A 12,211-nucleotide genomic window follows, 5' to 3' on the forward strand; every position below is an offset into this window, starting at 1 on the left:
ACTCCAAGACCCCTTCGGGCCAAAAGTGTTACCCATGTCTCCGGTATAAACCGTAACCCATGTGTCCAGAATGGACCGCGTAGGGCTGGCTGGGGCGCCAGGATTCGAACCTGGGAATGCCGGTACCAAAAACCGGTGCCTTACCGCTTGGCGACGCCCCACCACGAATGCCGGCTTCAAATCACCGGCATAGGCGGGAGCCTGATAGCAAAGCTTGCGGGAGCGGACAACTCGCAAATTCCGCCAGGGCGCGATTTGGCGGTCGTCATGGGCCCTGCCGCCGGGGCGGACGGATCGCGGGACCCCTGCCATCAAGATCGGCGCAGGGACGCGCGGGCCGCTTGGCTTCGCCGTTTCGAGGCGGTAGGCTCCGGCGATCCGCTTCGGTTAGGGCCATTGCCCGCGCCGCAATCCCGAGCGCCCGTCCGGGCGCATCCAGCAAGGAGCCTCCATGCCGCCCTTCCGTGCCCGTCCGCCCGCCGTCCCGACCGTGCTTCTCGACGACCCGGTGGTGCGCGTGACGCGCTGGGATTTCGAGCCGGGCGCCGATACGGGGCATCACGTGCACGGGCTCGGCTATGTCGTCGTGCCGATGACGGACTGCGCCTTCCTGATCGAGGATGCCGGCGGCGAACGGCGCGTGACGTCGAGGGCCGGCGAGGTCTACCGGCGCGAGGCGGGCGTCGAGCACAATGTCGTCAATGGCGGCGACGCGCCGATGAGCTTCATCGAGATCGAATACAAGTGAGCCTGCCGTGACGGCCGCAAGACCAGCCTCTCCGCGTTTCGACCTCGACTTCCTGCCGGCGCATGGCGAGGCGGTGCCGGTCGCGGCGGGCGTGCAGCGCGTGACGGTCAACAATCCCGGTCCCTTCACCTTCCACGGCACGAACAGCTACATCGTCGGCGACCGCTCGGTGGCGGTCATCGATCCCGGCCCGCAGGACGAGGCGCATTTCGCCGCGCTGATGGCGGCGCTCGCGGGCCGCGAGGTGACGCATATCGCCGTCAGCCACACCCACCGCGACCATTCCCCCCTCGCGCGCCGGCTGAAGGCGGCGACGGGCGCGCTCATCGTCGCCGAAGGGCCGCATCGCGCCGCGCGGCCGCTCCATGCCGGCGAGATCAACCCCTTCGCGGAAAGCTCCGACACGGATTTCGTACCCGACATCGCGCTTGCCGACGGGGAGCGCGTCGAGGGCGACGGCTGGTCGCTGACGGCACTGCTCACGCCCGGCCACACGGCGAACCATGCCGCCTTCGCGCTCGGCGGGCCGACGGCGGATACCGGCATCGTCTTTTCCGCCGATCACGTCATGGCCTGGGCGACGACCATCGTCGCGCCGCCGGACGGCGCCATGGCGGACTACATGGCCTCGCTCGACCGGCTTCTTTCGCGCGACGACCGGCTCTACCTGCCCGGCCACGGCGGGCCGGTGCGCGAGCCCGCCGCCTTCGTGCGGGCGCTGAGGGCCCACCGGCGCATGCGCGAGCGCGCCGTGCTGCAGCGCATCCGCAAGGGCGACCGGCGGATCGTCGACATGGTACAGGTGATCTACCGCGACACCGATCCGCGGCTCCACGGCGCGGCGGCGCTGTCGGTGCTCGCCCATCTGGAGGATCTCGTCGGCCGCGGCGCCGTCGTCACGGAGGGGCCGCCCTCGCTTGCCGGGCTCTATGCCCCGCCGCCGGGAGGCTGACGGTGGAACCGCGCCGGCCCTTCAGCTATCGCGACGACCCGGCGGTGCCGCCCTTTCCGGACGACCGGCCGCTCGTGGTCTTCGACGGCGAATGCGGCTTCTGCTCGCGCGACATCCGCTTCCTGCTCAAACACGACCGGCGCGGACGCTACCGCTTCACGCCCGCCCAGTCGCCGCTCGGAACCGCGCTGATGCGGCACTACGGCTTCAATGCGGTGAACTACGAGACGAGCCTGCTCATCGAGGACGGCCGGGTCCACCAGCGCTCGGCGGGTGTGCTGCGCACCGTTGCCGGCCTCGGCGGCGCCTGGCGGCTGGCGCGCCTGCTCATGCTCGTGCCGCGCCCGATCCGCGACTTCGTCTACGACCGGGTGGCGGCAAACCGCATGCGCATCGCCGGCCGGCTCGACACGTGCCACGTGCCCCCGCCGCACCAGCGCGCGCGTTTTCTCTGAGGAATCAGTCGCCGGCGATGCCGAGAAGCTCGGCGTCGAGCGCCTTCAGGTAGCGCTCGGCGAAAGCCGCGCCGATGCCGAGATCGTGCTGGCCGTAGCGGGAGGCGACGCGCAGGTCCACCAGCGTCGTTTCCGCCTCCTCGCGCAGCCGGATCACCAGATCGAAACGGAAACCGAAGACGAGCGAGCGCCATTCGCCCTGGAGCAGCACGTCGCCGGGGCCGCCGATGCGCGGCGTCAGCACCGTTTCGAGCGGGCGGGCGACCGGCACTGGAACGGCGCCGAGGCCGTCGTCCTCCGGCTTTTCCGCCTTGGGGTCGATGGCCATGTCCTCGAGGTCTGCCACGACGTTTTCGAGGCCGCTCTCCCGGATGATGGCGATGCCGTTTTCCTCCGCCACCTTGCGGGCGCCCACCAGCACGCGGTCGAGCGCGCCGTCATAGCGCCGGCCGGTAAGACCCGCATAGGCGCGGCTCTGCGCGGTCCTGTCCTGCACGGTGACCGAGCCGGCGCGCGGCAGCCAGTCCTGCTTGGCGACAGGCTCCTGCAGCCAGGGCGGCGGCGCGGCCCGGTCGGTCGTCACGTCGTAGATCGCCGGCCGGTCGAAGAAGGCGAAGGCACCCGCTCCGGCCGCGACAAGCGGCGCAACGGCGGCAAGCACCGCGACGAAGGCCGCACGGCCGCCGCGCGCGCCCACCTGCCAGAGCCGCGCGATGCCGACGGCGGCAAGCGCGACGGCAAGCAGCGACAGGACGGCTGCAAAGAGCACGAGCGCCAGGAAATGCGGTGTGGTGAGCGGGCCGAAGCGATGGGAGAGCGTCGCGAAGAGGAAGAGCAGCAGCGCGAAATAGGCAAGGCGCCGCGACCAGTAGGCCGCATGCGAGGTGGGCCGCACATATTCGATCGTCACCGCCATGCCGTCAGATCCGGCGCTCCCTGCCGCCCGTTTCCCGTTCGACCGGCTTACAGCAACACGGTGGAAATTGCCATCCGCCGGCAGCGCGCGAGCGGAGACGATGCGCACGGGCCGGGCGAATGCCGGACGCGCCCACCACCCTGCCCTGCAAGCCGCCGCAAATTCGCCATGCTCCTTAACAATTCTCTTATGGACGGGGCGAAAGGAGCAGATCATGGAGTCGACATCGACCCCGGCCGCCAACGCGCCGGCCGTATCCAAGGCAGTGGCCGAACCGATCCTCACGCTGGATCTCGTGGAGCTCGAGCTGGCGCTCGACAGCTTTTCCGGCGAGAGCCCGGATTTCGAGAAGACGGTGCGGCTCGCGGCGCGCAACCTCGGCGGCGACTTTCTCTTCGCGCTGCCGGCCTCCGGCCTCGCGGAGGATTGCAGCCGGATCGCCGCGCTGCGCATTCCCGACCCCGGCGATCAGAAGGCGCTGAAGATCGTTTTCGCGCTTCTCGGCGAAAGCGACGGCACCATCCGCGTCGAGGAACCCGCCGCCGCGACGGCGGGGCTGAAGCGTTTCGCGGAGGCCTTCGTCGGAGTGCTGGAACGCATCTGACGGCTTGTCCTTGTTGCGGCGGCGCTATAGTCCTTCGACGGTTCATCATGTTTCCGGATACCGCAATGACCAGGCTTTTCTCGCGGCTGGCGCCGCTCGCCTTCCTCGCCCTCGCCCTTGCGTCCTGCCAGACGATGACGCCTGAGGAACGCCGCGCGGCCGACGAGGCGAAATGCGCCTCCTACGGTTTCCGCCGCGGCAGCGAGGCCTTCGCCGGATGCCTGCAGCGCATAGAGCTCGACCGCCGCGCCGACGCCCGCGCCTTGCGTTATTCCAACACCTATCCCGGCTGGGGCTGGGGCGGCCCGGTCTATGTCGAGCGCCGGGCCTATGTCCGCCGCCGGTAAGCCGGCGCCAAGGAACCTGCCGCCCGTCCGCGACTGAACGCCCCATGGCGCGACGTCGACGTGGTGCACGCCATGCGGCAGCGGAATGCGGCTGCCGTTCAGCCGCCGTTGCGGTAGGCGGCCTGCGCGGCCGCGAGCCGGGCGATCGGCACGCGGAAGGGCGAGCAGGACACGTAGTCGAGCCCCGTCTCCTCGCAGAAATGGATGGAGGCCGGGTCGCCGCCGTGCTCGCCGCAAATGCCGAGCTTCAGATTGTTGCGGGTGCGCCGGCCCCGTTCGGCGGCGATGCGGATCAGTTCCCCCACCCCGTCGAAATCGATCTGCACGAAGGGATCCTGCTCGACGATGCCCTTCTGGATATAGGTCGACAGGAAGGAGGCGGCGTCGTCGCGCGAAATGCCGAAGGTGGTCTGCGTCAGGTCGTTGGTGCCGAAGGAGAAGAACTCGGCGGATTCGGCGATGACATGGGCGCGCAGAGCCGCACGCGGCAACTCGATCATCGTGCCGACGAGATAGGCGATGCCGACGCCGGCTTCCGCGATCACGTCCTTCGCCACCGCCTCGATGCGCGCCTTGACGTAGTCGAGTTCCGATTTCAGGCCGACCAGCGGCACCATGATCTCGGGCTCCACGGCGGCACCGGTCAGCCGCGCCGCCTCGCAGGCTGCCTCGAAGATGGCACGCGCCTGCATCTCGGCGATTTCCGGATAGGAGATCGCCAGCCGGCAGCCGCGGTGGCCGAGCATGGGATTGAACTCGTGCAGCGTCTCCACCCGGCGGCGCAGCACGGACTCGTCGATCGCCAGCGCGAGCGCCACCTCGGCGATCTCCTCGTCGGTCTTCGGCAGGAATTCGTGCAGCGGCGGATCGAGCAGGCGGATCGTCACCGGCAGACCGTGCATGATCTCGAAGAGCTCGACGAAATCCGAGCGCTGCATCGGCAGCAGCTTGGCGAGCGCCGTGCGGCGCCCCGCCTCGTCCTCCGCGAGGATCATCTCGCGCATGACGTTGATGCGTCCGCCCTCGAAGAACATGTGCTCGGTGCGGCAGAGCCCAATGCCCTCCGCGCCGAAGGAGCGGGCGGCGCGCGCATCCGCCGGCGTTTCGGCATTGGTGCGCACCTTCATGCGGCGTGTCTTGTCCGCCCACGCCATGATCAGCCCGAAATCGCCGGAAAGCTCCGGCTGGAGCATGGGGATCGCGCCCTTCAGCACCTGGCCGGACGAGCCGTCGATGGTGATGACGTCGCCCTTCCCGAGCGTCACGCCCTGGGTGATCAGCAGTTCGTTGCGCAGGTCGACGCGCAGCATGCCGGCGCCGGAGACGCAGGGTTTGCCCATGCCGCGGGCGACGACGGCCGCATGGCTCGTCATGCCGCCGCGCGTCGTCAGGATGCCCTCGGCGGCATGCATGCCGTGAATGTCCTCCGGGCTCGTCTCGATGCGCACGAGGATGACCTTGCGCCCCTCCTCCTGCGCATGCACCGCCTGTTCGGAGGTGAAGACGATCTCGCCCGTCGCCGCCCCCGGCGAGGCCGGCAGGCCGGACCCGATGACGTCGCGCCGGGCGCGCGGGTCGATCGTCGGGTGGAGAAGCTGGTCGAGCGAGGCGGGATCGATGCGCGAGACGGCCTCGCCCTCGCTGATCAGCCCCTCGCCCGCCATGTCGACGGCGATCTTCAGCGCCGCCTTGGCGGTGCGCTTGCCGGAGCGGGCCTGCAGCATCCAGAGCGTGCCGCGCTCGATGGTGAATTCGAGATCCTGCATGTCCCGGTAATGACTTTCGAGCCGGTCGCAGATCGCCTGGAACGCCTCGAAGGCGTCCGGCATCAGCTTTTCGAGCGACGGCCGGTCGGAGCCCGCGGCAAGGCGCGCCGCCTCGGTCAGGTTCTGCGGCGTGCGGATGCCGGCGACCACGTCCTCGCCCTGCGCATTCACCAGGAACTCGCCGTAGAGCTCCTTGGCGCCGGTTGACGGGTTGCGGGTGAAGGCGACGCCGGTGGCCGACGAATTGCCGAGATTGCCGAACACCATGGCCTGCACGTTGACGGCAGTGCCCCATTCGGCCGGAATGTTATGGAGATGGCGATAGGTGACGGCGCGCGCGTTCATCCAGCTCGAGAAGACGGCGCCGATCGCGCCCCAGAGCTGGACTTCCGGATCCTGCGGGAAGGGCTCGCCGAGTTCCTCCTCGATGGTCTCCTTGTAGCGGGCAACGACATGCTGCCACTCAACGGCGGAAAGCTCGGTATCCTGCTCATGGCCGAGCCGTGCCTTCTCGTCCTCGAGAATCTCCTCGAAGACCTCGTGGTCGAGGCCCATGACGACGTCGCCATACATCTGGATGAAGCGTCGGTAGCTGTCCCAGGCAAAACGTGCGTCGCCCGCATCGTGCCCCAGCGCCTGCACGGTCTCGTCGGTGAGGCCGAGATTGAGCACCGTATCCATCATGCCCGGCATGGAGGCGCGCGCGCCGGAGCGCACGGAGAGCAGCAGCGGCCGGCTGTCGCGGCCGAACTGCCGGCCCGTCAGGCGTTCCATGCGGCGGATGCCCGCCCGGACCTCGTCCTTCAGCGCATCGGGAATGACGCGGCCGCTGTCATAAAAATGGGAACAGGCGGTGGTAACGATCGTCAGGCCCGGCGGTACGGGCAGGCCGAGATTGCACATCTCCGCCAGATTGGCGCCCTTGCCGCCAAGCAGGTCTCGGTCGGCCGCGCTGCCCTCGGCAGACCCGCCGCCGAAGGTATAGACCCATTTCTGCATGCCTGTTCTCCCCCAGGACAACCGAAGGACGACCCGCCCGCCGAACGCGGCGGGCACCCCGCTCCCCGTATGCCTGCGGAGAGCTTATACCAATAGCGCGCGATTGAGAATGCGGCGGGAAGGCAAATTTGCTGCATTGCAGCAAATTTGCGACGAACAACGGCCGGAGGGGGCGTCCGCCGCCGTCAGTTTTCCTCCACGCAAACGCCGTCCCTGCCGATCCGGATTTCCACCCGCCCGGCTGCTTTTCCTCCTGATGGCCGTGTTTCACTCCGGCAGGGCTACACCGCCTCCCGCAGCTGCTCCGCCGTCTGCAGGTCGACGCTCACGAGCTGGGAGACGCCCTGCTCGGCCATGGTGACGCCGAAGAGGCGGTTCATCCGGGCCATGGTGATCGGGTTGTGGGTGATGATGACGAAGCGGGTCTCGGTGGAGGCGGCCATCTCGTCCATCAGGTTGCAGTAGCGCTCGACATTGTGGTCGTCGAGCGGTGCGTCCACCTCGTCCAGCACGCAAATCGGCGCCGGGTTGGTGAGGAAGACGGCGAAGATCAGCGCCATCGCCGTCAGCGCCTGCTCGCCGCCCGACAAAAGCGTCATGGTCTGCGGCTTCTTGCCCGGCGGGCGGGCGAGGATCTCGAGGCCGGCATCAAGCGGATCCTCGCTCTCGATCAGCTGCAGTTCCGCCGTGCCGCCGCCGAAAAGGTGGGTGAAGAGCCGCTGGAACTGCCCGTTCACCACGTCGAAGGCGGCGAGCAACCGCTCGCGGCCCTCGCGGTTCAGGCTCTGGATCGCCGAGCGCAGCTTGCGGATCGCCTCGATGATGTCCTCGCGCTCGGTGACGATCGCCTGCAGCTTGTCGGAAAGTTCCTTCTGCTCCTCCTCGGCGCGCAGGTTGACGGCGCCGAGCCGCTCGCGCTCGATCTTGAGGCGCTCGAGCTCCAGTTCCGTCTCGCGCGGCTCCGGCAGCGGCCGGTCGACCGGGTGTTCGGCAAGCCTGAGGGCCTCGTGCGGCGCGCAGTGCAGCGCCTCGCGGATGCGCGCCTCGCCGTCGATGCGGCGCTCGCGGGCGGAGACCAGCCGCTCCTCCGCGCGGCCGCGCCGCTCGCGGGCTTCGGCGAGTTCCGACAGCGCGGTGGCGGCGACGCGGTCGGCGTCGCGCTGGCGGTTCTCCGCCTCCTGCAGGAGGTCGGCCGCCTCCCGCCGCGCGCCCTCCGCGCGGGAAAGGTCGCTCATCAGGCCGCGCCGCTTTTCCTCGATCTCCTCCGGCGCCTCTGCAAGCGCCTCCATCTCCTCATGCGCCTCGGCCTCGCGCTCGCGCAGCGTCGCGATATGGTGCTCGGCATTGGCGGCGCGGCTCTTCCAGGTCTCGCGCTCGGCGGCGATGGCGGCGAGCCTGCGGCGCCGCTCCTCCATCTGGCGGGCAAGCCCGTCATGCTCGGCGCGCGCCTCGGCGAGCGCCGCGCGGTCGGTCGCGACGACGGCGGTCTGCGTGGTGAGCCTGAGGTCCAGTGCGGCGAGATCCGGTGCGTCGTCGAGCGCGATGCGGGCTTCTTCCAGCGCGGCGGTCGCCTCCTCGAGCTGCCCGTCGAGCTGCCCGCGCGTCTCGGCGAGCACGGCACGCTTGCGGATGAGGTCGCCGGCGGCGCGCTCGGCGGCATCGAGCGCCTCGCGCGCCTCGCCGAGGGCGCGGGTGGCAAGCCGCTGGCCGTCGCGCGCCGCCTGCTGGCGCTCGGCCGCCGCACGCACGCCGTCACCGGCCCGCCGCAGCGCCTCCTCGGCGGCACGAAGCGTCGCTTCCGCCGCCGACAGTTCCGCGTCGAGTTCCGCCAGCCGGTTCTTCTGCGCAAGCCGGAGGGCCGCCGCACTCGGCGCATCCGCGCCGGTGACGTGACCGTCCCAGCGGAAGACGGCACCGTCGCGCGTCACGAGCCGCTGGCCGGCGGCAAGCGCCGGCTGCAGCCGAAGGCCCTCCCCGGCATCGGCGACGACGCCGATCTGGCGCAGGCGGCGGATCAGCACCGCCGGCGCCCGGACATGGTCGAGCAGCAGAACGGCGCCGGCCGGCAGGGCCGGATCGGCGGCGGCGTCTGCGTTCAGGCGCCAGTGGACGGGCGCCGCCTCGTCCGCCGGCGAATCGAGATCGTCGCCGAGGGCTGCGCCAAGCGCCGTCTCGAACCCCTTGTCGACGACGATATCCTCGACGACCGGGGCAAAGGAGCCGCCCGCCGCGCCGGCCTCCAGCATGCGCCGGATGGTGCGCGCCTCGGTCTCGATGCCGCCGACGGCAGCGCGGGCCGCCTCGACCGGCGGCCGCGCATCGGACTCGGCAAAACGCGCGTTCTCCAGCATCTCGTCGGCTTCGCCGAGCCGCGCGCCGGCCTCTTCCAGCGCCGCCTCCGCCGCATGGACGACCGCACGCCTCTCTTCCGGGTCGGGAAGGGCCGCGATGCGCGCATCGAGGTCGGCGAGCTCGCGGGCCTGTCCCTCCACCTGCTGGGCAAGCCGCAGGCGGCGGTCGGCAAGGTCGCGGATCGTCCGCTCGAGCTGGTTGCGGGCCGCCTGCGCCTCGGCGCGCTCCGCGGTGACCGCGCCGAGCACCGCCTCGCTCTGCGCAAGCGTGGCGGCTGCCGCCTCCATCGCTTCACGCGCCGAGACCGCGCGATCGTCGGCCTCGCCCAGCACCTCGGCAATCTCTTCCTCCTCGGCGGCAAGCCGCCCGAGGATCGCCGCATTGTCGGCGCGCAGGCGCTCCTCGCGCGCGATGTCCTCGGCAAGCTGCGCCAGCCGGCGCGCCACCTCGTCGCGCCGCCGCATCAGCCGCGCCGCATCCTCGTCGAGCTGGCTGCGGGCGATCTGCAGGCGCTGCAGGGCGGCAGCGAGCTTCGCCTCGTTGTCGCGCAGCTCGGGCAGCTTCAGGCTCGCGACGGCCTGCACCTTTGCGGCCTCCATCTGCATCTGGGCGCGCTCGGCGACATGCGAGGTCGCCTGGTTGAGCTGGCTGTCCGCCTCGCCCTCCGCCTCCTTCGCCTGCGCCCAGCGGATGTGCAGCAGCATCGCCTCGCGGCGGCGGATGTCGGCCGACAGCATCTTGAAGCGGTTGGCCTGGCGCGACTGGCGCTTCAGGCTCTCGATCTGGCTTTCGAGCTGCGAGGTGACGTCGTCCAGCCGTTCCAGATTGGTCTCGGCGGCGCGCAGCCTGAGCTCCGCCTCGTGGCGGCGCGAATGCAGGCCGGAAATGCCGGCCGCCTCCTCGAGCAGCTGGCGGCGGGCCTGCGGCTTGGCGTTGATGAGCTCGCCGATCCGCCCCTGCCCGACCATCGACGGCGAGCGGGCACCGGTGGAGGCATCGGCAAAGAGCAGCTGCACGTCCTTGGCGCGCGCCTCCTTGCCGTTGATGCGATAGACCGAGCCGTTCTCGCGCTCGATGCGCCGCGTCACCTGGATCTCGTCCTCGCCGTTGAAGGCGGCGGGCGCGGTGCGGTCGGAATTGTCGAGATAGAGGCCGACCTCGGCCGTGTTGCGTGCCGGACGGTTGCCGGAGCCGGAGAAGATGACGTCGTCCATGCCGGACGCCCGCATGTTCTTGTAGGAGTTCTCCCCCATGACCCAGCGCAGCGCCTCGACGAGGTTCGACTTGCCGCAGCCGTTGGGGCCGACGACGCCGGTGAGGCCCCGCTCGATGACGAATTCGGTGGGCTCGACGAAGGACTTGAAGCCGAGGACGCGGAGCTTGGTGAACTTCATGACAGGCCCCCGGGGCCGGCAAACCGACCCTCCTTGGCCCTGCCGGCCTGCATCACCACGCCCGTGGATGATGGAGCAAAACAAAAAACGGGCGCGCGGCCTCGGCCGGCGCCCGTCCGGAAACCGGCGGATCGATCAGAGAAGGCTGTCGATGAGGGCCGACATGGTGTCAACCGACATGTCTCCGGAATAGCGCTTGCCGTTGATCAGGAAGGTCGGGGTCGCCGCGACGCCGAATTCCTTGGCACCCCGCTCGCGTACCGCGTTCACATCATCCAGAAGTTTCTGGTTCGTCAAGCAGGCCTCGAAGCTCTCCTGTGTAAAACCGGCAAGTTTCGACATCTGGAGCAGCGCGTCGCGGCCGTCCTGGGCCGCCGCCCAGGTTTCCTGCTGCTTCATCAGCACCGAGACCATCGGGAAATACTGCCCTTCCGGGGCGCAGCGCGCCAGCATGAAGGCGGCCGCCGCGCGCGGGTCGAACGGGAACTCGCGCACGATGAAGCGCACCTTGCCGCTGTCGATGTACTTCGCCTTGATCGCATCGAAGGTGTTGTTGTGGAAGGCCGCGCAGTGCGGGCAGGTCATCGACATGTATTCGACGATGGTCACCGGCGCCGTCTCCGGCCCGAGCGCCATTTCCGGCAGCGGGCCGGGCTTCAGCACCTCGGCCATGTCGACATCGCCTTCCGCGGCTGGAACTTCGACGGCGGCGGCGGGCGCCTGGGCGGTCTCGGTGGTCGTCGCCGTTTCCGTTCCGGTCGTCGCGGTGCCCGATGCCTCGGTGCTGGTCGCGCCGGACGTGGTCTCGGCCGGCGTCGAGGCGGCGGTGTCGGTCGCGGTCTGGCTCGTCTCCGGGGCCTTGGCCGTCTCCTGCTTCTCGTCGCTGCAGGCGGCGAGCGTCGCGGCGAGCGCCGCCACGGCGGCACCGGCCATCAGACGCTTCAAGAGGCTCGTTGCGGAAAGGGACATGGTTTCTCCTGTGCGGGAAGTGAAGGAAATTCTTCGTCGCCCCCCGATATACCGGCTTTGCGGCGCTAACAAGCGGCGGCACCGGCACTTCCTTCAAAGAATTGTGACCGGCCGATGATCGTCAGCCGCGGCGTTTCGCCCCGCCGAGGACCGCCGTGCCGAGGCGCTTCAGCGCCGCCTTCAGCCGATCGCCCTCGATGCCCTCGACCATCTCGTCGAGCTGGCGGGCCGCCGTGCCGGTCAGCGGACGCGGCGGGCGGCGGTGGGCGGCGGGTGGCAATACCGGTTTCTGCACGATCTTCACCTGGCGCACCGCCGGGAAGCCGAAGAAGCCGTTGACGCGCTGGATCAGTTCGCCCTGCTGGTGCGACAAGAAGAGCGCCCGCGACCCCTCGCAGGCGACGGTGAGCACGCCGGGCTGATAACCGCCGTCCTCGCCCGCCTCCGAGGCGCGCCGCGGCCAGGTGATGCGCTCCGGCCGCGTGCAGTCGGCAAAGGAGGCGCCGGCGATCTCGTCCCACGAGCCGAGCAGCATCGTGTTGATGCCGGCGCGCTTCGAAAGCACCGGATCGATCAGGCCGTTGGCGATCTCGCTGATCTGGACGACACCCCTGCGATACGCTCGTGTACTCACGCCCTCAACCCCGGCACTCCGCGGAACGCGGAAAATATTCCTTTTCGGCTCGCTGCCATCTTGAATATGGCGGAG

10 protein-coding genes and 1 tRNA gene are annotated in these 12,211 nt (G+C 69.7%); 5 read left to right on the plus strand and 6 right to left on the minus strand.

The window, feature by feature from the left end; all coding sequences use genetic code 11:
• Positions 1-86: 86 nt before the first annotated feature.
• Positions 87-161, minus strand: a tRNA-Gln gene (locus LXM94_RS09040).
• Positions 162-451: 290 nt separating this feature from the next.
• Between LXM94_RS09040 and LXM94_RS09045 the strand changes: the two genes are divergently transcribed.
• The 3 genes from LXM94_RS09045 to LXM94_RS09055 are packed head-to-tail and all read left to right on the plus strand — an operon-like array spanning position 452 to position 2,155.
• Positions 452-748, plus strand: coding sequence for a cupin domain-containing protein (locus LXM94_RS09045; protein ID WP_235770862.1), 297 nt, complete (start codon positions 452-454; stop codon positions 746-748).
• Positions 749-755: 7 nt separating this feature from the next.
• Entirely contained in the window at positions 756-1,700 is a 945-nt protein-coding gene (locus LXM94_RS09050) for an MBL fold metallo-hydrolase (protein ID WP_235770863.1), read from the plus strand.
• A complete protein-coding gene (locus tag LXM94_RS09055; protein WP_235770928.1) occupies positions 1,697-2,155 on the plus strand; it encodes a thiol-disulfide oxidoreductase DCC family protein in 459 nt (152 codons plus the stop codon). Before LXM94_RS09050 ends, LXM94_RS09055 begins: the two co-directional genes overlap by 4 nt.
• Positions 2,156-2,159: 4 nt before the next feature.
• On the opposite strand, the gene LXM94_RS09060 is transcribed toward LXM94_RS09055, so the two are convergent.
• Complete coding sequence (locus tag LXM94_RS09060) at positions 2,160-3,065, minus strand: DUF1499 domain-containing protein (protein WP_235770929.1); 906 nt, start codon at positions 3,063-3,065, stop codon at positions 2,160-2,162.
• Positions 3,066-3,285: 220 nt separating this feature from the next.
• On the opposite strand from LXM94_RS09060, the gene LXM94_RS09065 reads away from it, so the two are divergent.
• Together LXM94_RS09065 and LXM94_RS09070 are read left to right on the plus strand one after the other, a co-directional pair.
• On the plus strand, positions 3,286-3,675 hold the full coding sequence (locus LXM94_RS09065; RefSeq protein ID WP_235770864.1) for a hypothetical protein: 390 nt from the start codon (positions 3,286-3,288) through the stop codon (positions 3,673-3,675).
• Between the two features lie 65 nt (positions 3,676-3,740).
• Positions 3,741-4,022, plus strand: coding sequence for a hypothetical protein (locus LXM94_RS09070; RefSeq protein WP_235770865.1), 282 nt, complete (start codon positions 3,741-3,743; stop codon positions 4,020-4,022).
• Between the two features lie 98 nt (positions 4,023-4,120).
• Here the strand turns inward: LXM94_RS09070 and ppdK are convergent, their stop codons facing one another.
• From ppdK to LXM94_RS09090, 4 genes are all read right to left on the minus strand, one after another.
• Positions 4,121-6,787, minus strand: coding sequence for a pyruvate, phosphate dikinase (gene ppdK / locus LXM94_RS09075; protein ID WP_235770866.1), 2,667 nt, complete (start codon positions 6,785-6,787; stop codon positions 4,121-4,123).
• A gap of 281 nt (positions 6,788-7,068) precedes the next feature.
• The gene (smc, locus tag LXM94_RS09080) at positions 7,069-10,533 is read right to left on the minus strand and encodes a chromosome segregation protein SMC (protein WP_235770867.1); all 3,465 of its coding nucleotides are present in this window, start codon (positions 10,531-10,533) and stop codon (positions 7,069-7,071) included.
• A 135-nt stretch (positions 10,534-10,668) separates the two neighbouring features.
• Positions 10,669-11,502, minus strand: coding sequence for a DsbA family protein (locus tag LXM94_RS09085; protein WP_235770868.1), 834 nt, complete (start codon positions 11,500-11,502; stop codon positions 10,669-10,671).
• A gap of 121 nt (positions 11,503-11,623) precedes the next feature.
• Entirely contained in the window at positions 11,624-12,136 is a 513-nt protein-coding gene (locus LXM94_RS09090) for a DUF721 domain-containing protein (RefSeq protein WP_235770869.1), read from the minus strand.
• Positions 12,137-12,211: the final 75 nt, after the last annotated feature.

Source organism: Rhizobium alarense, from assembly GCF_021555155.1.
Taxonomy (GTDB): Bacteria; Pseudomonadota; Alphaproteobacteria; order Rhizobiales; family Rhizobiaceae; genus Rhizobium_D; species Rhizobium_D alarense.

Excerpts from the sequence above, each read along its gene's own strand:
- LXM94_RS09045 (WP_235770862.1), top strand. The coding sequence starts at position 452 with ATGCCGCCCTTCCGTGCCCGTCCGCCCGCCGTCCCGACCGTGCTTCTC.
- LXM94_RS09065 (WP_235770864.1), top strand. The coding sequence starts at position 3,286 with ATGGAGTCGACATCGACCCCGGCCGCCAACGCGCCGGCCGTATCCAAG.
- LXM94_RS09070 (WP_235770865.1), top strand. The coding sequence starts at position 3,741 with ATGACCAGGCTTTTCTCGCGGCTGGCGCCGCTCGCCTTCCTCGCCCTC.
- ppdK (WP_235770866.1), bottom strand. The coding sequence starts at position 6,787 with ATGCAGAAATGGGTCTATACCTTCGGCGGCGGGTCTGCCGAGGGCAGC.
- smc (WP_235770867.1), bottom strand. The coding sequence starts at position 10,533 with ATGAAGTTCACCAAGCTCCGCGTCCTCGGCTTCAAGTCCTTCGTCGAG.
- LXM94_RS09085 (WP_235770868.1), bottom strand. The coding sequence starts at position 11,502 with ATGTCCCTTTCCGCAACGAGCCTCTTGAAGCGTCTGATGGCCGGTGCC.